At 31.3% G+C, this 23276-nt stretch carries 26 protein-coding genes and 3 pseudogenes; 21 read left to right on the top strand and 8 right to left on the bottom strand.

Translation table 11 applies throughout. From position 1 onward, the window contains the following. Positions 1-47 precede the first annotated feature (47 nt). Together JMUB898_RS07830 and JMUB898_RS07825 are read left to right on the top strand one after the other, a co-directional pair. Positions 48-258: pseudogene (locus JMUB898_RS07830) on the top strand (helix-turn-helix domain-containing protein). A gap of 115 nt (positions 259-373) precedes the next feature. Beyond that, complete coding sequence (locus JMUB898_RS07825; protein WP_002442660.1) at positions 374-769, top strand: type II toxin-antitoxin system HicB family antitoxin; 396 nt, start codon at positions 374-376, stop codon at positions 767-769. 54 nt (positions 770-823) lie between these two features. Here the strand turns inward: JMUB898_RS07825 and JMUB898_RS12870 are convergent, their stop codons facing one another. Further along, entirely contained in the window at positions 824-934 is a 111-nt protein-coding gene (locus tag JMUB898_RS12870) for an Ltp family lipoprotein (protein WP_080981435.1), read from the bottom strand. Between the two features lie 382 nt (positions 935-1316). Here JMUB898_RS12870 and JMUB898_RS12865 point away from each other — a divergent pair. The 5 genes and pseudogenes from JMUB898_RS12865 to JMUB898_RS07800 all read left to right on the top strand — a co-directional run. Continuing rightward, positions 1317-1976: pseudogene (locus JMUB898_RS12865) on the top strand (minor capsid protein); the annotation flags it as partial. Between the two features lie 91 nt (positions 1977-2067). After that, complete coding sequence (locus JMUB898_RS07810; protein ID WP_037541423.1) at positions 2068-2319, top strand: hypothetical protein; 252 nt, start codon at positions 2068-2070, stop codon at positions 2317-2319. Positions 2320-2398: 79 nt separating this feature from the next. Then, positions 2399-2495: pseudogene (locus JMUB898_RS12780) on the top strand (hypothetical protein); the annotation flags it as partial. Continuing rightward, positions 2483-2869, top strand: a complete 387-nt coding sequence (locus JMUB898_RS07805; protein WP_002442666.1) for a capsid assembly scaffolding protein Gp46 family protein — start codon at positions 2483-2485, stop codon at positions 2867-2869. The pseudogene JMUB898_RS12780 and the gene JMUB898_RS07805, both read left to right, overlap by 13 nt. Positions 2870-2961: 92 nt before the next feature. After that, complete coding sequence (locus tag JMUB898_RS07800) at positions 2962-3240, top strand: hypothetical protein (protein ID WP_002442668.1); 279 nt, start codon at positions 2962-2964, stop codon at positions 3238-3240. A gap of 321 nt (positions 3241-3561) precedes the next feature. Here the strand turns inward: JMUB898_RS07800 and JMUB898_RS07795 are convergent, their stop codons facing one another. Then, entirely contained in the window at positions 3562-4587 is a 1026-nt protein-coding gene (locus tag JMUB898_RS07795; protein WP_002442670.1) for a threonine aldolase family protein, read from the bottom strand. Between the two features lie 321 nt (positions 4588-4908). On the opposite strand from JMUB898_RS07795, the gene JMUB898_RS07790 reads away from it, so the two are divergent. From JMUB898_RS07790 to JMUB898_RS07765, 6 genes are all read left to right on the top strand, one after another. Continuing rightward, positions 4909-5106 (top strand): hypothetical protein, encoded by a 198-nt coding sequence (locus tag JMUB898_RS07790; RefSeq protein ID WP_037541424.1) that lies wholly within the window; start codon positions 4909-4911, stop codon positions 5104-5106. A 60-nt stretch (positions 5107-5166) separates the two neighbouring features. Continuing rightward, on the top strand, positions 5167-6639 hold the full coding sequence (gene cls, locus JMUB898_RS07785; RefSeq protein WP_002442674.1) for a cardiolipin synthase: 1473 nt from the start codon (positions 5167-5169) through the stop codon (positions 6637-6639). 178 nt (positions 6640-6817) lie between these two features. Then, entirely contained in the window at positions 6818-7699 is an 882-nt protein-coding gene (locus tag JMUB898_RS07780) for an ABC transporter ATP-binding protein (protein ID WP_037541425.1), read from the top strand. Then, positions 7693-8424, top strand: a complete 732-nt coding sequence (locus tag JMUB898_RS07775; protein WP_002442678.1) for an ABC transporter permease — start codon at positions 7693-7695, stop codon at positions 8422-8424. The genes JMUB898_RS07780 and JMUB898_RS07775 overlap by 7 nt, the downstream gene beginning before the upstream one ends. Beyond that, entirely contained in the window at positions 8425-9525 is a 1101-nt protein-coding gene (locus tag JMUB898_RS07770; protein WP_002442680.1) for a sensor histidine kinase, read from the top strand. Beyond that, positions 9522-10124 carry a response regulator transcription factor gene (locus tag JMUB898_RS07765; RefSeq protein WP_002442681.1) on the top strand — a complete coding sequence of 201 codons (603 nt, stop codon included), beginning with the start codon at positions 9522-9524 and terminating at the stop codon, positions 10122-10124. The genes JMUB898_RS07770 and JMUB898_RS07765 overlap by 4 nt, the downstream gene beginning before the upstream one ends. A gap of 31 nt (positions 10125-10155) precedes the next feature. Here the strand turns inward: JMUB898_RS07765 and JMUB898_RS07760 are convergent, their stop codons facing one another. Together JMUB898_RS07760 and JMUB898_RS07755 are read right to left on the bottom strand one after the other, a co-directional pair. Then, the gene (locus JMUB898_RS07760; protein WP_002442683.1) at positions 10156-10335 is read right to left on the bottom strand and encodes a hypothetical protein; all 180 of its coding nucleotides are present in this window, start codon (positions 10333-10335) and stop codon (positions 10156-10158) included. A 199-nt stretch (positions 10336-10534) separates the two neighbouring features. Beyond that, the gene (locus tag JMUB898_RS07755; RefSeq protein ID WP_002442686.1) at positions 10535-10723 is read right to left on the bottom strand and encodes a hypothetical protein; all 189 of its coding nucleotides are present in this window, start codon (positions 10721-10723) and stop codon (positions 10535-10537) included. A gap of 164 nt (positions 10724-10887) precedes the next feature. On the opposite strand from JMUB898_RS07755, the gene nucI reads away from it, so the two are divergent. After that, on the top strand, positions 10888-11424 hold the full coding sequence (gene nucI / locus JMUB898_RS07750; protein WP_002442688.1) for a thermonuclease NucI: 537 nt from the start codon (positions 10888-10890) through the stop codon (positions 11422-11424). A 91-nt stretch (positions 11425-11515) separates the two neighbouring features. Here nucI and JMUB898_RS07745 read toward each other — a convergent pair whose 3' ends face one another. Then, a complete protein-coding gene (locus tag JMUB898_RS07745; RefSeq protein WP_002442690.1) occupies positions 11516-12388 on the bottom strand; it encodes an NERD domain-containing protein in 873 nt (290 codons plus the stop codon). A gap of 335 nt (positions 12389-12723) precedes the next feature. Here JMUB898_RS07745 and JMUB898_RS07740 point away from each other — a divergent pair, with 335 nt between their 5' ends. Beyond that, positions 12724-13317 (top strand): hypothetical protein, encoded by a 594-nt coding sequence (locus JMUB898_RS07740; protein WP_002442692.1) that lies wholly within the window; start codon positions 12724-12726, stop codon positions 13315-13317. 76 nt (positions 13318-13393) lie between these two features. Here the strand turns inward: JMUB898_RS07740 and JMUB898_RS07735 are convergent, their stop codons facing one another. After that, positions 13394-14770 (bottom strand): aspartate kinase, encoded by a 1377-nt coding sequence (locus JMUB898_RS07735; protein WP_002442694.1) that lies wholly within the window; start codon positions 14768-14770, stop codon positions 13394-13396. Between the two features lie 188 nt (positions 14771-14958). Here JMUB898_RS07735 and JMUB898_RS07730 point away from each other — a divergent pair, with 188 nt between their 5' ends. From JMUB898_RS07730 to JMUB898_RS07715, 4 genes are all read left to right on the top strand, one after another. After that, positions 14959-16239 carry a homoserine dehydrogenase gene (locus tag JMUB898_RS07730; protein WP_002442696.1) on the top strand — a complete coding sequence of 427 codons (1281 nt, stop codon included), beginning with the start codon at positions 14959-14961 and terminating at the stop codon, positions 16237-16239. 5 nt (positions 16240-16244) lie between these two features. Further along, positions 16245-17309, top strand: a complete 1065-nt coding sequence (thrC, locus tag JMUB898_RS07725) for a threonine synthase (RefSeq protein ID WP_002442698.1) — start codon at positions 16245-16247, stop codon at positions 17307-17309. 1 nt (position 17310) lies between these two features. Then, entirely contained in the window at positions 17311-18231 is a 921-nt protein-coding gene (gene thrB, locus JMUB898_RS07720; RefSeq protein WP_044466275.1) for a homoserine kinase, read from the top strand. A gap of 63 nt (positions 18232-18294) precedes the next feature. Beyond that, positions 18295-19098 carry a Cof-type HAD-IIB family hydrolase gene (locus tag JMUB898_RS07715; RefSeq protein WP_002442702.1) on the top strand — a complete coding sequence of 268 codons (804 nt, stop codon included), beginning with the start codon at positions 18295-18297 and terminating at the stop codon, positions 19096-19098. A gap of 119 nt (positions 19099-19217) precedes the next feature. Here the strand turns inward: JMUB898_RS07715 and JMUB898_RS07710 are convergent, their stop codons facing one another. Together JMUB898_RS07710 and JMUB898_RS07705 are read right to left on the bottom strand one after the other, a co-directional pair. Next, the gene (locus JMUB898_RS07710; RefSeq protein WP_002442704.1) at positions 19218-19532 is read right to left on the bottom strand and encodes a hypothetical protein; all 315 of its coding nucleotides are present in this window, start codon (positions 19530-19532) and stop codon (positions 19218-19220) included. A 169-nt stretch (positions 19533-19701) separates the two neighbouring features. Further along, positions 19702-21150, bottom strand: a complete 1449-nt coding sequence (locus tag JMUB898_RS07705; protein ID WP_002442705.1) for an amino acid permease — start codon at positions 21148-21150, stop codon at positions 19702-19704. 219 nt (positions 21151-21369) lie between these two features. Here JMUB898_RS07705 and JMUB898_RS07700 point away from each other — a divergent pair, with 219 nt between their 5' ends. Continuing rightward, a complete protein-coding gene (locus JMUB898_RS07700) occupies positions 21370-22884 on the top strand; it encodes a catalase (RefSeq protein ID WP_126501970.1) in 1515 nt (504 codons plus the stop codon). A gap of 93 nt (positions 22885-22977) precedes the next feature. Beyond that, positions 22978-23127 (top strand): 50S ribosomal protein L33, encoded by a 150-nt coding sequence (gene rpmG, locus JMUB898_RS07695; RefSeq protein ID WP_001831295.1) that lies wholly within the window; start codon positions 22978-22980, stop codon positions 23125-23127. Positions 23128-23276: the final 149 nt, after the last annotated feature.

Raw genomic sequence — 23276 nt, 5'->3', positions numbered from 1 at the left:
AATAAGAAGTAAATAATAGAATATTCATTTCATTTCCTATTTAAATTATGAATCAGTTTAATGATATATATAGTTATAGAAAAATTGCTAAACAATAAAGAAATATCGAATTATAAAATTAAAAGAGATACTGACATTTCCTATGGCGGTATAAGTGAGTTGAGAAATGGTAAAAGCAAAGTTAAAAATTTAACTCTAGAAACTGCCGAAAAACTTTATAATTATCAAAAAGAATTAGAACAAAGTGATGAAAGATAAAATAAAGATCTATATCTTGCTACATATGGGATAGAATTTTTCTTTTACAAAATAAAGATGAGCTTGGGAATTATGTCCTAAGCTCTAACTTCTTATGATAAAGGAGGTATAAAATATGAAATATCATTTTTATGCTTTATTGCAAAAAGAAGGATCTGATTATAACGTTTCATTCCCAGATTTACCTGGAGCTTTGACTTATGGTAAGGGGATAGAAGAAGCAATAGAAATGGCTACAGATGCTCTTGAAGGTCATTTATTAGTAATGGAAGATGATGGCGACATTATTCCTAATCCTTCAACACATAAAGATTTATATAAGATGATAGATGAAGATGACCAATTGCAATTAATTAGTGTGGATACTAATCTAGTCCGAATAAAAGAAGAAAATAAAACAGTAAATAAAATGGTAACATTACCAAACTATTTAGTTGTTATTGGAAAAAAACAAGGAATTAATTTTAGTCAAACATTACAAAGAGCATTAAAAGAAGAATTAAATTTGTAATAGTTAAAGATTTATCTCTAGCAACTGGTACTCATTATATAACAAACCCCGAAATTAAACGTAGATAGTAAAGTTTAATTTCGGAGTTGAATATTGGGATTCGTCTATAGTAAAGCCTTCTCCATAATCGGATGCGAGTTGATTATAAATGGCTTGAGTTGACATGATGATATCCTTTTGGTCAGTTACATTTTGAAAAATAGATCATATTAAAGTATGGATAGAGTGAAGCTATTTTGAAAGAGATTTCTATGTGAATGAAATATTATTTTTAGTAGGTGAAGGAAATGAAAAGACTCGCTATAATTTTAGTTTTATTATTTTGGTTAAATATCTTTTTGGGCAATAGGATTACTCATATTACATTAGCACTCATTATTACACTAGTTATTATCAGACTCAATAAAAGAACAGTAAGAAAAATTAAATAATTAAAAAGCATTGAAGTAAGATTCTATTATTCAGTATCAAAAGAATGAAATTTGATTGACCGCTTGATTTGCATATTTAGTTACTAAATATGTGAAGCGTAGAGAATTTAGCGATGAGGCAAACAAATACCACAACTTATAATTTTAGTAGATTATTAGTTACTGATTCAGCCAGTCTTCAAACTGAATCACAGAAGCTAACTTATCTAAAAGAATTAGGTGAAGATGGCGAATATAAATATGTGGCTAAAATAGACAAAAAAACATCTAAAATATGTCACTCTTTAAATGGCAAAGTATTTAAAGTTAAAGATATGATACCTGGTATTAATGCTCCACCAATGCATCCTTGGTGTAGGAGTACTACAGTACCACATGTGGGAAACTGGCGAGATAAATTCTATAAAGAAAATACATATAAGTATCAGGTAGAACAAATAGAAAGAATACCAAAACCTTCAGGAGCGTTAAATGATACAAATGATCCTTATCAAAAAAAGAGAAATAAGCATGCTAATGCATATTATCAGTCAGTACGACGAAGAAATAAGAAAATAGAAATTGATATTATTTCTAGAAATACCAAATTAAATAAAAATTTAGTGAAAAGAGCATATGAGCATCTTTTTATAAACAAATATAGTTTAGATGGTGGTATTAATAGATTTCATCCAGATTATTATATTACTGTAAGTTGGCAGCGTTTGAGAGAAGGTAAAAATATTAAAGAGCAAGACTTGGTTCTATTACGTCATGAAGCCTTTGAACATTATTGAATAAGTATAATTATAAGTATATAGACGCTCATAAAATTGTGGAAAGAAAATATGATTACTCAAGATATATTGAATAAGTAAGGTGAAACAGGTGCTTATATTAAGAAAATTATATGAAGATGAACAAATTATTAGATATGAATATGTACCACAAGATGACATCAAAAACGGTAAAGGCGAGATAGCTGTTAATAAATTAAGTTCAGAAGTAAAAGAATATAGTTTGTCTAAATTAGAAATTAAAAAAAATATTTTAACTTATAGAAATAAATCGTTTCTTGCAATCTTAGATTTTATTGAGGAAGATAAATTTCCTATTAAATATTTATATGCGTGGTATTAAAAATAGCATCCTTTCTACCCATATAAATAGAAAGTGGTGCTATTTTTATACACTTTTTTAACCTTCTACGGAAGGTTATTTTTTATGTCCAAAACGTGCTGATGACGTTATAAAAGCAAGTATGGAATAAGCAGTCGACAGACTATAAACGGAGGTATATCTCATGGAAAACAATCAAAGTAATATTACTGAAGAAACAAAGAGCAATACGAATTTAGAAAATAATGATGAACAAGCACAACAAAATGAGAAAACATTCTCTCAAGAAGAAGTGTCTCAAATGATTAAAGACCGTCTAGCTAGAGAAAGAAGAAAATCTGAAGAACGTATGAAAGATGCAATTCAGGAAGCTGAAAAACTAGCCAAGATGAATAAAGACCAAAAGAATCAATATGAGTTGGAAAAGCTGTTAAAAGAAAATGAAGAACTAAAAGCAGAAAAAGCTTTATCTCAAATGAAGAATGAAACGCGTACAATGCTTAATGAATTTGGTGTGCAAAATTTTGATGATCAAATTGTTAATGTATTAGTCAAATCATGCCAGCAATAGATAATGTGATTGTTAAAGTAACATCTGCGTTTATAAGTGATATTGATAATATAAAATATTCAATTAAAATTATAACATTGGAGTGATACAGCATGAGTAATATAACTATTCATATAGATGATCAATTTATGCATAAATTAGTTGAAGATAAATTAGAAAAAATACTACAAAATTATAAAAGACAATATGCTTCGGTAGATATTAAAGATTTGGTAATGATAACAGGACTTAGTAAATCAACACTTCAAAATAAAATAGTCTGTGAACCAGAAATAGTGAAAATAACTCGTCGCATTGGATCTAGGGTAATTTATCTATATCCTCAAGTACTTGAAGCATATCAACAAGTAATAACAAGAATAAGTAACTAAGATTGTATTTATCAAATTAATAAAAATAATTCACTTAGAAAGGTATTACTATGAAAATTAAAATCAGAGAAACTACAATTTAAGAAAAATTAGAATTTTTAAATGGAATTGCAATTATGACTTTACTTTATATATTTATTAAAAATAAATATTGAAATAGAAAACAAACATAATAAAAAAGATTTCGTCGAATTCTTATAATATTTAAAACGTTTACTTTTTATTACTATATTTTACGTTCAAAGTAAACTAAGAATAGACGAAATCTTTTTAACACAAACTTCCATTCGATATAATAGCTTCAAATTTAAAAACGATATATTAAATTAACTTCAATAACTCTTCTACATTTTCTTCGGTAGTTGCCCAGCTTGTCGCAAATCTTACAACGCGGTGATTATCGTCATACTTCTCCCAAATTGCAAATTTAACTTTTTGTTCTAATTCTTTAATTTTATCGTTACTTATCACAAAGAATTGCTGATTCGTAGGGGAGTCAAAATATAACTGATATCCTTTATCTAAAAATCCTTTTTTAACTTTCTTAGCCATATCGATGGCATGTTTACTAATTTTAAAATATAAATCATCTGTAAATAATTCTAAAAATTGTATGCCAGTTAAGCGACCTTTAGCTAATAACGCACCATGATGTTTAATAATTGTTGTGAAATTCTTAGGTTCATTGTTTTTAGTAAATACAATGGCTTCACCACATAATGCACCAATTTTAGTACCACCTATGTAAAAGATGTCACAGTAATTTGCGACGTCTTTTATTGTGACATCGGTATTCTCGCTCATTAAACCATAACCGAGTCTTGCGCCATCCATAAATAAAGGAATCTCGTGTTTTTTGCAAACCTTTGCCAAACTTTTCAATTCATCTTTGGTATACAATGTTCCATATTCAGTTGGGTGTGAAATATAAACCATTCCTGGAAAGACCATGTGCTCTCTTTTAAAATCACTATAGAAAGTATCTAAGTACGCTTCAACACCCTCGGCAGATATTTTACCTTCACTTGATGGTATAGCTAACACTTTGTGCCCACTAAATTCAATTGCGCCGCCTTCATGAACAGCGACATGTCCAGTATCTGCTGAAATAACACCTTCATAACTTTTTAACATTGAATTGATGACAACTTGGTTCGTCTGAGTTCCGCCAACTAAAAATCTGATCGTTGCATCAGGACATTGTATTGTTTCTCTAATTTTGTCAGCTGCTTGTGCTGAGAAGTCATCAAATCCGTATCCAGCAGCTTGAATTCTGTTTGTTTCAACTAATCGTTTTAAGACTTGTTCATGTGCACCTTCTAGGTAGTCATTTTCAAATGAAATCATTAACTTTCCCTCCTAAGTTAAATCCATGTTGCAATATTTTCCAACTTATCTTCATGCTCTAACTTTTATTAGAAAATAAATTCTTTATAAATAAGAGGTAGTTATCAAGAAAATATAAACTAATAAATTATAGTAAAAGATAGATAATTCTGAATATTTAATCGAATGTTGTTATTATACATCATAATACCTTAAATTCAAATATATTCCGTACAACCTATTAAAGTTCATTTCATCACATCTGATTGTCTTAATAATAATTGAATTTTTGTATGAAAAGTTCTATCATTTAATCAACATAGAGAAAGGGGAATGAACCTTATGCAACAAATTAAATTTAAAACATTTACTGAAGACTCTTTAGAAAGATTAGAAAAAAGTGTTAACGATTTCCTTCGTTCTGATGATGGGAGTTCATACAAATTATTAAATATTTCGATTAAGCAAGTTGAGGAACGTAAGTTTCCAAATATAGAAGAAGACTATAACGCTGTGTTAACATTAGTCACTCAAGAGTAGTAAAATTAAATTATCCACTTGAATCATTTTGAGTGGAAATACATATAGGAGTACAATTTCATGGATTTTGGATATTTAGGTACTATATTAACAATCATATTAGTACTCGGATTTATTATTAATCTAGTACTTGCGTTTGTCATTATTTTTCTAGAGAAAGATCGAAGAAGTGCAAGTTCCACTTGGGCTTGGTTATTTGTTCTCTTCATACTACCGATTATCGGTTTCATTCTATATCTATTCTTAGGCAGAACCGTTTCTAAAAAGAAAATGGAAAAAAATAATGGTAAAGAGTTAGATGCCTTTCAAGATTTAGTAAAAGCTCAAGCTGATAGTTTCGAAAAATTAAATTTTGAATCTACGAATGACCAAGTTGAGAAACATCACGATTTAATTCGTATGTTATTAATGAAACAAGATGCTTTTCTAACTGAAAATAATAAAATTGACTTATTTACAGATGGTCATAAACTATATGACAAAGTAATAGAAGATATTTATAATGCGAAAGACTACATTCATTTAGAGTATTACACTTTCGAACTTGACGGTTTAGGGAAAAAGATTATAGATGCGCTTGAAACTAAACTTAAAGAAGGTTTAGAAGTTAAATTATTATATGATGATGTGGGTTCTAAAAAAGTCAATATGGCTAAATTTAAGCAATTCAAATCTTTAGGTGGAGAAGTTGAAGCATTCTTTGCATCAAAATTTCCACTTGTCAATTTTCGAATGAATAATCGAAATCACAGAAAGATCATTATTATTGATGGCCAAATAGGTTATATTGGTGGATTCAATATCGGTGACGATTATTTAGGTTTAGGTAAGCTTGGCTATTGGAGAGATACACATTTACGTGTTCAAGGTGATAGTGTGGATGCGTTACAATTAAGATTTATTTTAGATTGGAACTCTCAAGCACATCGTCCACAGTTTGAATATGATCAAAAGTATTTCCCTAAAAAGACAGGCGAAAAAGGTGACAAAGCATTACAAATTGCCTCAAGTGGGCCTGCGTTCGACTTACATCAAATTGAATACGGTTATACGAAAATGATTATGAGCGCTAGAAAGTCAATTTATCTTCAAAGTCCGTATTTTATACCGGATCAATCTTATATTAATGCGCTGAAAATGGCTGCAAATAGTGGTGTTGAAGTTAATTTAATGATTCCATGTAAACCTGACCATCCATTTGTTTATTGGGCTACATTCTCAAATGCGGCAGATTTATTAGATAGTGGCGTGAATGTTTATACCTATCAGAATGGTTTCATTCATTCCAAAATTCTTATGATTGATGATGAAGTATCTTCAATAGGTAGTGCGAATATGGACTTTAGAAGTTTCGAGTTGAACTTTGAAATCAATGCATTCGTCTATGATAGGGAGATTGCGCAACAATTGCGACAAGCTTTTGAAGAAGATATTAAAAAATCTAAATTACTTACTAAAGAAAAATATGATCAACGTCCGTTATCAATTAAATTTAAGGAAGATTTAGCTAAATTAGTTTCTCCAATTTTATAAAATACTTAGAATTCCTGCTTTCTATTAGCGGGAATTTTTTGTTGTACATAGAAATATTATGTAAACTTAACAGAATTTTCATGACAAATGTCACATACAAATCGTGACAAAATGAACTAAATATCATAACGACTCAATGCTAAATTAGAATTATCTTATAGCAAAGGTGTGACATGTGGTGATAAAGTTACAAAACTTAGCAAAGTCCTTTAATAACAACAAAGTTCTTAATGATATCAGTCTTAAGTTAAAAGAAAATACGTGTACGGCATTAATAGGGAAAAATGGAGCAGGGAAAACAACACTTATCGATATCCTGATTGGCAACATACAGAGTGATGTAGGGCATATTGTTGATGAATCGAAGATGATTGATACAAATCATATGGGTGTGTTATATCAAAAAACGAATTTTCCTAAATTGTTCAAAGTAAAGGAATTGTTTCACTTGCATCAATCATTTTATAAAAATCCTATTTCGCTTCCGCAATTTATCAATATTACACAATTTAATAACAAGCAGATGAACCAAATGACGAGTCAGTTGTCTGGAGGTCAGAAGAGGATACTAGATTTCGCCTTAACATTAGTAGGTCAACCTGAATTTTTGATACTTGATGAGCCAACGTCAGGGATGGATATTGAAACAAGAGAACATTTTTGGAGTATCATAGAAAAGCTTAAGCAAGCGCATGTCACCATTCTTTATACTTCTCATTACATTGAAGAAGTCGAAAGAATGGCTGACCAAGTAGTTCTTCTTGATCAGGGTCAAATTCAACTCGACGATTCTCCTGAACATATTAAAAACACTCAAAATAACTCAATCATCGTACTTCCAATTCTTGATGAAGGATTATTTAATGACCTAAAGAATGCGTTCAATATTAAAAAGTTAAAAAATCATTATGAGATAAAAACGAATCAAGTTGAAGCAGTCATCCAGAAATTAATAGAGTATAAGTTCGATTTAAACAAAATAGAGATTCATAAATTGTCATTATTGGAAATCGTGTTTTCAGGTATTGAGAATCAAAAAGGAGTGATGACCGAATGTTAGATACATTTTTAAAAACAGAAATTAAAATCATGTTTAGGAAAAAATTATATCTATTTATGTCTATTTTCCTACCTGTCGCATTTTACTTACTGTTTACCTCGTTATTAGATTTACCAGAGGAAGCTAAAAAACCGTTTTATAAAGAATATATGTATAGTATGACAGTTTTTAGTTTGATGAATTTTTGTATGATGTCGTTCCCTTTAGATATGATAGAAGAAAGAAACAATGGTTGGTATAAACATTTAATGTCTACGCCTTTGAAACCTGTTCATTATTACTTAGCTAAAGTTTTAAAGACGATGTGCCAATTTTTAGTGGCAATTATTATTATTTTTATGGTTGCTCATTTTTATAAAAATGTAAATATGGAGTTCATAAATTGGATATTATCAAGTGTTGTTTTATGGATAGGAGCGAGTTTGTTCTTAACATTTGGTTTAGTTATAGCTCAATTTAATGATATTCAGAAGGCAAGTAGTGTTGCAAATTTACTCAATATAGCGATGGCCATTGTAGGTGGCTTATGGTTTCCAGTCAATACCTTTCCCAATTGGTTACAAGTCATTTCGAAAAAGATGCCAACGTATCATTTAAAACAAATAGCACTAGATCTAGGGAAGGATAAAGGTATTAACTTTACGTCATTTGGCTTTTTAATTCTTTATAGTATAATTTTTTTGAGTATTGCTTTATTGATTAATAAAAAGAAAGATGTGTCATAGATGAACGTAAAACGTAGTTTCGGAGTTAAAATGGGAGAAATTTCTTCACTAGTTTATTTAATATTTCCGATTTTTGGTTTATTTGATTCTGAACATATATTTAATAAGTCGATATATTTTATCGCTTTATCCATTTTTACGGTTTCATATTTAATGCTCGTTCTGCTGCACACTAAGTTGAATAAAAATCATCTATATATCTTACTGCTTATCCATTATGTATGTATTATGTATTTCGTTTATGCTTATGAACCATTACTAAGTATGTTTTTCTTTTATAGTGCCTTTGCATTGCCCTTCATTTTCGATGTGGGATTGAAATCAAAAGAATTTATAAGCTATATCATCACAATGATTATTTGTGTTTTGTTTATTTATATTATGCATCATGATCAAGTTTATATGATGATTATATATTATGTCGTCATTTTAATGATTATGTTTGGAAATTTTCAAGTTAGAAAGGATCGCAAAGTTCGAAAAGAGCTTGAAGAAAAGAACCGCTATATTAATGTGTTAATTGCGGAACAAGAACGTAATCGTATTGGTCAAGATTTACATGATACACTCGGACATGTCTTTGCAAGTTTGACTTTAAAGTCTGAATTAGCTGCGAAACTCATAGATACTGATAAAGAATCCGCTAAGAAAGAAATGATGGCTATCAATCAACTTTCTAGAGAAACGCTTAATAAAGTTCGTTCAATTGTTGATGATTTAAAGGTACAATCTTTCGAGGAGGAAGTGTCTTCGGTAGAGACGATTTTACGTGATGCGAATTTGAAGTTTATTTTCAAAAATAAAGGCGTAGCAAAGTCATTAAACCCTGCTAAGCAGTCAATATTATCCATGATATTAAAAGAGGCAATTAATAATGTGATTAAACACGCCCATGCTACAGAAGTCATAGGGCAACTGGTTGAAGAACATCAGCAAATTAAATTAATCGTACAAGATAACGGCGTTGGCATAAAAGATAAAGAAGCATGTCATTTAAGAAGTATTAAAGAACGAGCTGAATATTTAAATGGCAAGGTGGCTGTTAAATCTGAAAATGGAACAACCGTGGTCGTGACGATACCAAGGGGTGAATTAATGTGATTTCACTAATTATTGCAGAAGATCAACTTATGCTTAGAAAAGCGATGGTTCAGCTTATTGAGTTAAATGAGGAAATGAAGGTTTTGAAAGATGTTGAAAACGGCAAGGAAGCACTTCAATTTATTGAAAATGAAAAACCAGATGTGGCTATTTTAGATATTGAGATACCTGGCATGACAGGATTAGAAATTTTGGCACAAATAAGGGCTAAAGGATTAAATACGAAAGTGATTATTGTGACGACGTTTAAGCGACCAGGTTATTTTGAGAAAGCTGTCGCCAATGGTGTGGATGCCTATGTACTTAAAGAACGTTCAGTAGAAGACTTGGTCAGTACAATTTATAACGTAATGAATGGTGAAAAAGAGTACAGTACATCATTAATGACCTCTCTATTTAAAGAATCCAATCCATTGACACATAAAGAACAAGTCGTTCTGAGGGAAATAGGAAATGGTTTAAGTAGCAAAGAAATTGCTGAAAAATTATATCTTTCTGATGGCACAGTTCGAAATTACACAAGTACAATTATCGATAAATTATATTCTGACAATCGGTTTGATGCATGGAAAAAAGCTACGGCGAAAGGTTGGATATAGTTCGTTAAAATATATATTTAAATTTGATTATTTATATTTTAAGCTTGGTTTGATTCGATTTATCAATATGATCTGATAAAAGAGTTAGAATTTCTATTACTTTTTTAGTGGGTGTATCAGTACTTAATGTATGATGAAACACATTACCGCCTGTCGTTTTCACTATATAAATTGCTGAATTTGTATCAATCACGCAATCAAGAATTTCCATTATGTTGTACCTCCTATTTGAATAAGTTGTAAAGTGGCCACTTTAGTATGATGTAACTATACCACTATTGAGATTACTTACTCTTGATTTCAAGAATATAATAGGGAAATTGCTGAAAAAGTTAAAAACGCCTTCAAAAGATAGTTTGAATAATCTTTTGAAGGTGTTTATTTTCGAGATATTTAATTAATTTGAAATTCTATTTTTTTCTTTTATTAAGCGTAGATTGAATAAGGTACACGATAAAACCGACTAAGATACCTAGTAATATTGCTACAACTACACTTACTATAATTGGTAACTTAAAGACTATTTGTAATATAACGCCAACAATAATAGCTACGATAATTGCGATTAAAGATATTTTACTTTCATTAGATGAATCCATCTATTTCACTCCTAACGTATTGTATTATACCATGCACTTCTCATTTGAAAAAATAAGTTTATAACAAGCGTTTTCAATCAATATTTTTTATTTTATCAATATTGACTGTGAAAGTATTTTTAATTAACATTAATCAGTATATAAAGTGAAGTAAGGTGACAACTATGAAATCGAAAAAATCATTATCGCTGATTGTTCTTGCACTTATTGCGATAATTGTAATAATGTTCCAATTGATCAATCATTCCGGTCCTTTTAGTAAAATTGGAACAAATCAACAGAACCAAAGTACTGATTTAAAAGGTAAAGACAAAGTGTATGTCGAACGAGTAGTGGATGGGGATACTTTTGTAGCCAATAAAGATGGCAAAGAAATCAAGGTGAGAATGATAGGTATGGATACCCCTGAAACCGTTAAACCCAATACGCCTGTTCAACCTTATGGGAAAGAGGCTTCAAATTATACGAAGAAAGCTTTAACGCATCAGAATGTTTATTTAGAGTATGATAAAGAAAAAAATGATAGATATGGACGAACTTTAGCATATGTATGGATAAGCGATAAAAGGATGTTCAATGAAGAATTGGTTGAAAAAGGTCTAGCTAGAGAAAAATATTACTCGCCTAATGGTAAATATCGAGATGTATTGATTAAAGCTCAAAACAAGGCAAAACAGAATAAAGTGAACTTATGGAGTTAAGTTAATTGAAAAAGCCTAGAAGATTTCAAACGAATGCTTCTAGGCTTAACTATTGTACTTCATTATTTAGGATTTAAGAATGCAACTTTATTTAGTTATTCATATGTTGTTTGAAACTGTTAGATATTTCTTCAATTTGATTATCGTTAAGTGGATGTTTAGAAAGTTGCACAGCTTCGTCTATGACTTTTTCAAGTGAAGAACGCGTAGAGACTGTATCTACATATTTATCACTTTCGTCAGAACCTTCAATGATATTTACACTTCCATCACTGAAGTAAATCACACCGATACTTTGTATTTTAAACTGGTAATCCTTTTCAATTTGATCTTTCAATGCCTTAGCATTGTTTGCAGCTTGTTGATATGGATCATGGTCATAGAATTCATATATCACGCGATTATCTTGAAGAATTTCAGTGAATGTATAAACACCACTACGAGTTGTGTTAAATTGGCTGTGATATCTACTACTGATGTAATGACCTACTACTTTATCAGTGCTATATTGATTGCTTCCTTCTTCAGCGTGTTTGTCTGGTACATCAAAGTGATAGAATGTTTTTTGATTCCAATTTTTAACATCTACGTTAATCAGACCAACTTCTGTAATGATTATGAAATCAAAGGAACGCGCATATTCAAATAATGGATGTTTAATAGCTAAATTACTTGTAGGAATAATTGTATATGATTTTAGTCGACCCTGTTCTATAAAACGATCTAAAATCTTTTGTAATTCACGTTTCGCATTTTTAAAAGCGTGATGGCCAACATCATTATTTGAACTCAACATTTGATTCTTTAATGATAAATTTTCCTCGCTTAATATAGAATTTTTTGCAATTAATTGATTTCTAGCATATTCTTCCGTCTCAACTCTATCTTTCATGTATCTTTGATTTAGGAATAGAGCTATTACTAAAATAATGATAATTACAGATAAAATGACCGTTACAGACATAAATATTCACCCGAATCTTTAAATTTTAAATTCTAATTGCCAAAATAAATTATAAACGTCTTAAAATTTGAGTTCAATAAAAATGAGAAGAGAATATGATTAATTAAATAGTGAGTAGGACAAATGTTTACAAAATTTTAAGAATTATAAAATTGTTATCAGAATACAAATAATTGTTTATTCAAATCTTTATGATATGTGATAAAGATTCAATTTTTACTTTTTACAAATAGTTTAATTTTAATTTACTAAATGTTCACAAATCTGCGTTTGATTATTAAGTACTTCAAATGTATAATTAAAGTTATGAAAGCGCTTGCTTAGGAGGTGGTTGAATGAAATTAGAAGAGCGAAATGCTGTAGATGACCTTGTTCAAATTTTGATGCAAACGTCCTCGCACTCATTTAAATTTCATGGTGTTGTTGCTATGCAATTATTTTTAAATGATGAGTTTAAATTGCCGTCCAAAGTTGATATATGTGTGGAACGTAAAAAATTAATTGAAATTATTAAAGTGATTCCTAAAGACTTTTCAATACAATATTATGGGAAAGGTCATTCTCCACATCAAACTGAGAGACCTTCGCTATCAGAAGTTGCACACGTTGAGATACTTAAAGATAACAATATCGTACTTAATATTTTTGTTTACGATGTGGTAAATGATGAGTGGATTTTTAGGTTAGATAGTAGTATTCGTTTACCGAAGAATAATATATATTTTCATTCATTAAATTGGAACGTAGATTATATTAAACCAGAAATAGTTTTAATGTATGATTTGATGGATAATCAAGAGTATCATCAATTTTCAAATTATAAAGCAGTTATAGATGCATTGAGTTACTACCAATTTTATATCTTGAAATTAGTAGTAGGGGAAAAGCGTATTGAAGAAGCGGTTATTAATAATAGAAAGACATCATAAAAAGATTTCTACGACATACACACTTTTTAGATTATAGAGTGAAGTAGTATATGTTTTGTAGAAATCTTTTTTTATTTTAAGAACATAAATTTTTTAAACAGACACCGTGATAGCAAAATTCATAAGTAGAAAGCACAGCCTTCTCTGCATCTTCTTCACGAATACCGAACATCATTGAGATTTCAGAGGCACCTTGGTTAATCATCTTTAAATTAATATTGGATTCTGAAAGTGCATGAGTGATTTTACTTGCAGTACCAACAACTTGGTTCATTCCTTCTCCGACAATCATCAGTATTGCTAAATCATGATCGACACTCAACTCATCAACCTCACAACGTTTACGTATTTCATTTAACACTTGACTTTCTTTTCCTTTAAGTTGATTGCTCCGCATAATAATACTGATATTGTCGATTCCTGATGGCATATGGTCAAATGAAATATTAAATTGTTCTAATACTTCTAAAATCTTTCTTGTAAAGCCAACTTGTCTATTCATTAGATATTTTTTGATGTTAATGACTGTAAATCCTTTGTCACAGCTAATACCACTAATAACATTGTCTGAATTAATTTCTCTGTCATGTCTGATATATGTTCCTTTATCGTTTGGGCGATTCGTATTCTTAATAACAACTGGAATTCGGTCTTTATAGAGCGGTTGCAAAGCTTCGTCATGAAACACTCCAAATCCTGCGTATGACAATTCTCGCATTTCTCTATAAGTAATTTCTTCAATTAATTCTGGTTGATCAATAATTGTAGGATTTGCTTTGAAAATACCCGAAACGTCAGTGAAGTTTTCATAAATAGAGGCTTTCACACCTCTAGCAATAATTGCACCTGTAATATCAGAACCTCCTCGAGGAAATGTAACAATGTCATTTTGTTTAGAAATACCGAAGAAACCTGGAATAATAAGTTTTTCTTTATAATCACGTAATTTATAGATATGTTCATATGAAGAATCTAAAATTTGAGCTTGTTGTGGTAAATCAGTCACTATTAAACCTGCTTCTTTAGGAGAAATATAACGTGTTGGTATCCCTTGATTGTTATTATAATTAGCAATTAATTGCGCATTAAAATCTTCACCGCAAGAAACTAAAGCATCGTAAAGACGAGAAGGTTTATCTGAAAGTTGACTAATGTAAAGTTCTAACGTTTCATCAATAGTGGTTAATATCTCATCGTCCATTTTTAAATCTTCAACAATATCAGCGTATCGTTGAATAATTTCTTTCTTCTTATCCTGATAATTAATTCCGTTTAATACCTTTTCATATAAACGGATGAGTAAATCAGTTGTTTTAATATCATCTTTACTTCTTTTACCTGGCGCAGAGACAATGATAATCTTTCGTTCAGGATCTTCGTTTACAATTTTTAATACTTTTTTAATTTGTTTGGCATTGGAGACAGAGCTACCTCCGAATTTTGCAACTTTCATGAGTTATCAACCTTTCTAAAAAATCAGAAAATTCTATTCAGTTTTCTGATTAAGCATGGTACTATAGATTTGTATTTTCAATATTAAGAACTTTACAAAAATTAAGAATGATTTTATACTAAACCATTATCTAGTATTTTTCAACAGTACAATTGTTTTTCTCGAAAGCACAAACGGAGGTATGATATATGAGAGAATTGAATATTGCATTACTTGGTTTGGGAACTGTCGGATCAGGTGTTGTAAAAATCATTGAGGAGAATAGGCAACAAATTAAAGACACCATCAACAAGGATATCGTCATTAAGCATATTTTAGTGCGCGACACAACTAAAAAGCGTCCGTTAAATATTAGTCAATATCATCTAACAGAAGATATTAATGAGATATTAGAAGATGAATCAATTGATATTGTAGTTGAGGTGATGGGAGGTATAGAACCAACCGTAGACTGGTTAAGAACAGCATTAAAAAGGAAAAAGCATGTCATCACCGCGAATAAAGACTTGTTGGCAGTTCATTTAAAACTTTTAGAAGATTTAGCAGAACAAAATCATGTAGCATTAAAATTTGAAGCTAGTGTCGCAGGTGGAATTCCTATTGTTAATGCTATTAATAATGGATTAAATGCTAACAATATTTCTAAATTTATGGGTATTCTTAACGGAACTTCTAATTTTATTCTCTCTAAAATGACACGTGAGCAAACGTCATTTGAAGAAGCATTAGACGAAGCACAGCGTTTAGGTTTTGCCGAAGCGGACCCTACTGATGACGTAGAAGGTGTAGATGCAGCTAGGAAAGTAGTCATCACATCTTATCTATCATTTAACCAAGTGATTAAATTGAATGACGTTAAATTAACAGGTATTAGCGGCACAACTTTATCAGATATTAATGCAGCTAATGACTTAGGATATAAAATTAAATTAATTGGTAAAGGGACTTATGAAAATGGACGAGTTAACGCATCTGTCGAACCTACACTCATTCACAAAACACATCAACTTGCGTCTGTTGAGAATGAATATAATGCTATTTATGTAATTGGAGATGCCGTTGGAGACACAATGTTTTATGGTAAAGGTGCTGGTAGTTTAGCTACAGGTAGTGCCGTAGTAAGTGATTTACTCAATGTAGCATTATTCTTTGAGTCAAATCTTCACACTTTACCACCACATTTTGAATTAAAAACGGATGAAACAAGGGAAATGATGGATGGTGAAGAACCTGTAGCAATTAAAGAGAAGTTAAATTATTACATAGTATTGCAACGTAACAACTTAGCTATAGATAAACTTGAAAATGAAATTAAAGCACAATTACCATTCCATAAATCATTACAGATGGTTGAACGAGATGATCAAACAGTAGCAATTATCGTTATTGGTCTAGATCAATCTCCAGAGAATGTGTTAAATAAAGCAGGATTCAATGTTGAAAAAATTTATCCTGTAGAAGGAGTTTAATAAATATGAAAAGATGGCAAGGTTTAGTTAAAGAATTTAGCGAATATTTACCAGTCAATGAGGAAACACCACAACTTACATTAAATGAAGGTAGTACACCGCTCATTTATTGTGAAAAACTTTCAAAAAAATTAGATATCGAATTATATGTGAAATATGAAGGTGCAAATCCTACTGGTTCTTTTAAAGATCGTGGAATGGTAATGGCGGTAACTAAGGCAAAAGAACAAGGCAAGAAAGTAGTTATTTGTGCTTCTACGGGAAATACTTCTGCTTCAGCAGCAGCTTATGCAGCACGTGCTGGTTTAAAAGCAATTGTAGTGATTCCAGAAGGTAAAATCGCTTTAGGAAAGTTATCGCAAGCAGTAATGTATGGTGCTGAAATTGTTTCAATTGAGGGTAATTTCGATGAAGCTTTAGAAATAGTGAAAGAAATTGCTGCAGAAAACAAAGAAATTGAACTGGTGAACTCAGTCAATCCTTTTAGAATAGAAGGTCAAAAAACAGGTGCATTCGAGGTAGTCGAACAACTTGATGGTGAAGCTCCTGATGTTTTAGCAATTCCAGTAGGTAACGCTGGAAATATCACTGCTTACTGGAAAGGATTCGTTGAATATCATGACAAGAAAAAGACGCAATTACCACAACTATTTGGATTCCAAGCAGAAGGTGCTTCTCCAATTGTTCAAAACAAAGTTGTGAAAAACCCTGAAACAATTGCAACAGCTATTCGAATTGGTAACCCAGCAAGCTGGCAAAAAGCAGTTAAAGCTTTAGATGAATCAAATGGGTTAATTGATAGTGTGACTGATGAAGAAATTTTAGAAGCATATCAATTAATGACGACGAATGAAGGGGTATTTAGTGAACCAGCAAGTAATGCATCTATTGCAGGATTAATCAAACTTCATAGAAAAGGTAAGTTGCCTAAAGGTAAGAAAGTCGTAGCTGTACTCACTGGTAATGGCTTAAAAGACCCTGATACAGCCATCTCATTATTAGACAATCCAATTCAACCGTTACCAAATGATAAGGATAGTATTATTAGTTATATTAAAGGGGCAATTTGATATGGAAGAAGTTTTAAAACTTAAAATTCCGGCATCAACTGCTAATTTAGGTGTAGGTTTCGATTCTATTGGAATGGCATTAGATAAATATCTCTATATGTCTATTAGAAGAATAGAAGGTAGAGATTGGGAATTTTTATATTATAGTCCAGAATTAGAGTCCCTTCCAAAAGATGAAAGTAATTATATATATAAAGTAGCACAAGAAGTTGCTCAAAAATTTAATGTAACTTTGCCATGTTTACAAATTGAAATGAGAAGTGATATCCCACTAGCTAGAGGACTTGGTTCTTCTGCTTCAGCGCTAGTGGGCGCTTTATATATCGCTAATTACTTTGGGAATATTCAATTGTCGCAATATGAGTTATTACAGTTGGCGACAGAAATTGAAGGTCACCCTGATAATGTGGCGCCTACGATTTACGGTGGACTTATATCTGGTTATTACAATCCTGATACTAAAGTTACAGATGTGGCACGCATTGATGTACCAAAAGTTGACATTATTATAACAATTCCACCTTATGAACTAAAAACGGAAGACTCTAGAAATGCATTGCCAGAAACTTTTTCACATAAGGCTGCGGTTCAAAATAGTGCTATAAGTAATACAATGATATGTGCGTTAATTCAACATAAATATAAATTGGCAGGTAAAATGATGGAACAAGATGGTTTTCATGAGCCATATAGACAGCATCTTATTCCGGAGTTTGAACAGGTACGACAAATATCAAGAGAACACGATGCATATGCTACTGTCATAAGTGGAGCAGGTCCTACAATTTTAACATTGAGTCCTAGAGAATATAGTGGAGAATTAGTAAGAACATTGCGCGATAAAGTGACAAATTGCATATCTGAACTCGTTACAATTAACGAAGTAGGCGTGATAGATGAAGTAGTGTACCAAAAGTCTTAAACTGTTGTAAAATATAGTTAAGAAAGAGTTTTGACTATGTCATGGAAGGAGTTCTATTGCTATATGAGTAAATATAAAATGATAGTATTAGACATGGATGACACACTAATGAATGGTGAGAATCAAGTTTCACCTGAAACTAAATCCTATTTAATTGATATTCAAGAAAAAGGATACAGTGTCGTTTTAGCTTCTGGCCGTCCTACAGAAGGTATGATTCCAGTAGCTAAAGATTTAAAGTTAAACCACAATGAAAGTTTTATTATTAGTTATAATGGTGGGAAAACGATCAGAATGTTTGACGAAGAAGTTGAAGTGAGCAAAACAGTTTCTAAGGAAAACTTTGATTTAATTGTTGATTACTGTAGAGATAGAGGATTTTTAGTTTTAACCTATGATAATGGCTATATTATTCATGATAGTGATCATGAGTATATGAATATTGAATCTGAATTAACTGGCTTGCCAATGAAACGCGTTGATGACATTAAGACTTACATTAAACATGATGTCCCAAAAGTTATGGGTGTCGATTATGTAGGTAATATCACTGAAGCACGTATTGATTTAAATGGTTTCTTCAACGAAGACATTGATGTTACAACTAGTAAGCCATTCTTCTTAGAGTTCATGGCGAAAGATGTGTCGAAAGGGAATGCAATCAAAGCGCTCTGTAATAAAATGAATATAGGTTTAGAAGAAGTGATTGCATTTGGTGATAGTTTGAATGACCAATCTATGTTTGAAGTTGCTGGTTATTCAGTTGCTATGGGTAATGCAAGTGATGAACTGAAAGCTCTAGCTGATGAAGTTACATTAGATAATAATTCGAATGGAATTCCACATTTATTAAAGACATTGCTTTAAAATATAAATAAGACTTAGGTAAAGTTTGAAAAGAAGTGCTCTGAACCTTAAAAGTTAGACTGAAATTCTAACCCAAAGGGTACACTTTTATCAAATAACCTAAGTCTGTTTTTTTATTTTTATTTAGCTGTGTGCGTCCAATCATGTTTACCTTTATATCGTTTCACATGAGCATAAACTTGATCAGCAGCATAATCTAGGTTTGTATATACAGTAATGCTAAAGGCTGATTGGTTTTCTTCAAAAGGTTCATCTAAGAATACTTCTTTTAGATGCGTAAATAAATCGTTCATTTGATTATGTTCTAAACTAGGATATTCTCTTAATGTACGTTTCAATAACTTACCGTTTTTTTCTTCTAGTGCTTGTACGACGATAACAAAGCGTTCATCCTGTTTCATAACATCATCAAATAAGTTAGTTTGTCCAACCATGTTATCCACCTCTAAACCGTTTTATTACTTATATTATACATGATTACTTATAAACATAAAATATTGAAAGTTAGCGCTAGAAAAGTTTGTTTTCAAAAATTTGAATAAGAAAATTTGAATATTGTAATAAAAAAACGATGATTCAAAAATGAATCATCGCTTTTAAAAATTAATCTTTATAATTGTGTGGTGTTAAGTCCATCGCTTCTAATTTAACAAAGTGTGTACGTTTAATAACTTTATGAACAAAATAAATAATTGCAAGTATGATGATCGGCATAAAGTTTCTTAATACGCTTAAGAAATCGCCTGAAATAATACTTCCGAACGAGTTACCTAATAGTAAAAATAACAATGTAATAATCACTATAATTGGACCAACTGGATAAAATGGTGCTTTATAAGGCAGTAATTCATTTGGATTCTTACCTTGGCGTTTAATAGCTCTACGTAATCTAATTTGAGACCATATACTTGATCCCCATACAACTATAACCATTGAACCAATGATATTAAGAAGATTAAACACTGCGTTAGCATTAAAATTTGCGTATATAATGACAAGCACAATTAATACATAAGTTGTAACTAACGCACGCATTGGTAATTTAGTTTTGTCATTTAACTTACCGAAAAATTTAGGAGCTTGACCATTTGCACTTAATGAAAATAGCATTCTACTCGTTGTATAGATACCAGAGTTCGCAGCTGATAACAATGAAGTTAAAATAACAGCATTAATCACTGATGCCGCAAACGCAATGCCAATCCTATCAAATACGATTGTAAACGGACTTTGAGAAACAGATTCGTGTTTATTGAGTAACAAAGGATCTGTATATGGAATAATTGCCGCGATAACTGCGATAGATAAAACATAGAATAAAAGAATTCTCCAGAAAACTTGTTTAATCGCTTTAGGCATAGATTTCTGAGGATTATTAGACTCTCCAGCAGTTACTGCAACAACTTCGGTACCTCCAACAGAGAATCCGGCTACAAGTAACACACTCAATATTCCTGATATACCTCCAACAAATGGTGCTTGTCCTTTAGTATAATTTTCAAAACCATAAGAATGGCCACCTAATATACCGAAAATCATTAATATACCAAATATTATAAAAACAATAATCGTAATGACTTTAATAAGTGATAGCCAGAATTCAGTTTCACCAAAGGCTTTTACTGAAAATATATTGATTAAGAAAATGAATGTTAGAAATATCAAACTCCAAGTTAAAGGACTTAATACTTTAAATACATCCCAGAATTGCAAAACATTTGAAGCTACAATGACGTCCACGCTTGTTACAAGCGACCACATTCCCCAATAAAGCCAACCCATAGTAAAACCTAAAGAAGGGTCAACGAAGCGGGTAGAATAGGAACTAAAAGAACCTGAAACTGGGTAAAATGTCGCTAATTCACCAATAGATGACATTAAAAAGTAAAGCATAACTCCAATAAGTATGTAGGCTAATATTGCACCGCCAGGCCCAGCTTGTGAAATTACACTGCCGGTTGCTACAAATAGACCTGTACCGATAGCGCCACCAATTGCAATCATAGATATATGTCTCGAATTGAGACTTCGTTTCATATTGTTATCTTCCATATGGTGTCTCCCATCTAATTAAATATATCCACCATTTTAATCGTTTTAGATAGAGTATTCAATAACTTTTTATCACTTTAAAGTGAAAAAATATTTAAAATTTCTGTGAAAATTCTAATACGTAGTGAATTTGTGTTTAATTGCTTATTAAAACGGGTTTAATTAAAATGTATATTACATTGTAATTATTATTAAAAGTAATAAGAGGGGGAACTTATAATGTCAAAACAAGATGGGAAATTAACGGGCTTATTTGGTGCACCAGTATCAGATAGAGAAAATAGTATGACAGCTGGTCCACGTGGTCCTTTATTGATGCAAGACATTTATTATTTAGAACAAATGTCACATTTTGATCGCGAGGTTATTCCAGAACGTCGTATGCATGCAAAAGGTTCTGGGGCTTTCGGTACTTTCACAGTGACAAACGATATAACAAAATATACGAACGCTAAAATCTTTTCTGAAGTTGGAAAACAAACTGAAATGTTTGCACGTTTCTCAACAGTATCTGGTGAAAGAGGGGCTGCAGATTTAGAACGTGATATTAGAGGATTTGCTTTAAAATTCTACACTGAAGATGGTAACTGGGATTTAGTAGGAAATAATACACCTGTATTCTTCTTTAGAGACCCAAAATTATTTATTAGTTTAAACCGTGCTGTGAAGCGTGATCCTCGAACAAATATGAGAAGTCCTCAAAACAACTGGGATTTCTGGACAGGGGTCCCTGAATCATTACACCAAGTTACAATCTTAATGTCAGATCGTGGTATGCCTAAAGGGTTCCGTAATATGCATGGATTCGGTTCCCATACGTATTCAATGTATAATGACGAAGTTGAACGCGTTTGGGTAAAATACCATTTTAGAACGCAACAAGGTATTGAAAACTATACTGATGAAGAAGCGGCTGAAATCGTGGGAATGGATAGAGATTCTTCTCAAAGAGATTTATACAATGCCATTGAAAAAGGGGATTATCCTAAATGGAAAATGTATATCCAAGTTATGACAGAAGAACAAGCTAAAAATCATCCAGACAATCCATTTGATTTAACTAAAGTATGGTACAAAGGTGATTATCCATTAATAGAAGTCGGAGAGTTTGAATTAAACCGCAATCCTGAGAACTATTTTATGGATGTAGAACAAGCCGCATTTGCACCTACAAATATTGTACCTGGATTAGACTTTTCACCTGATAAAGTGTTACAAGGTCGATTATTCTCATACGGTGACGCACAACGTTATAGATTAGGAGTTAACCACTGGCAAATTCCTGTTAATCAACCTAAAGCTGTTGGCGTAGAGAACTTATGCCCATTTAGTCGTGATGGTCAAATGCGTTTCTTAGATGATAACCAAGGTGGAGGGCCGCACTATTATCCTAATAACCAAGGTGTTTATGATTCACAACCTGAATTCAAGAAACCGCCATTCCCAACTGATGGCGATGGTTATGAATATAACTTCCGTCAAGATGATGATAATTATTTTGAACAACCAGGTAAGTTATTCCGTTTACAATCAGATGATGCGAAAGAACGTATCTTTACTAATACTGCAAATGCGATGGACGGGGTGACTGAAGATGTGAAAATTCGTCATATACGTCATTGTTATAAAGCTGATCCAGAATATGGTAAAGGTGTAGCTAAAGCATTAGACATCGATATCAACCAAATTGATTTAGAAACTGAAAAAGACGAAACTTATGAAAATTTTAAATAATTAATTTGAAATGATTAGATTGCACACCTTCATATAATATGGTAGAATTTTAAATCGTAAGAATTCCTAACAACATTAGAAAGGGTGTTTAACGTGCGCGTAAATATTACATTAGCTTGCACTGAATGTGGCGATCGTAACTATATTACTACTAAAAATAAACGTAATAATCCAGAACGTATTGAAATGAAAAAATACTGCCCTAGATTAAATAAATATACGTTACATCGTGAAACTAAATAATTTTCTTATCTTTCAAATACGACAATTTGAAATTGATAGTCTCTTCTGTAATTTATGGAAGAGACTTTTTTGTTGCTTAAATAGTTTTTAATGACAGACGGGTAAATTAGAAGACATGTATGATGATTGTTAAAAGAAATTTTTTACTT

Source organism: Staphylococcus caprae, assembly GCF_003966625.1.
Lineage (GTDB): Bacteria > Bacillota > Bacilli > Staphylococcales > Staphylococcaceae > Staphylococcus > Staphylococcus caprae.
The sequence above is the reverse complement of the archived record's forward strand: the minus strand, read 5'-3'. Positions and strand labels throughout refer to the sequence as shown.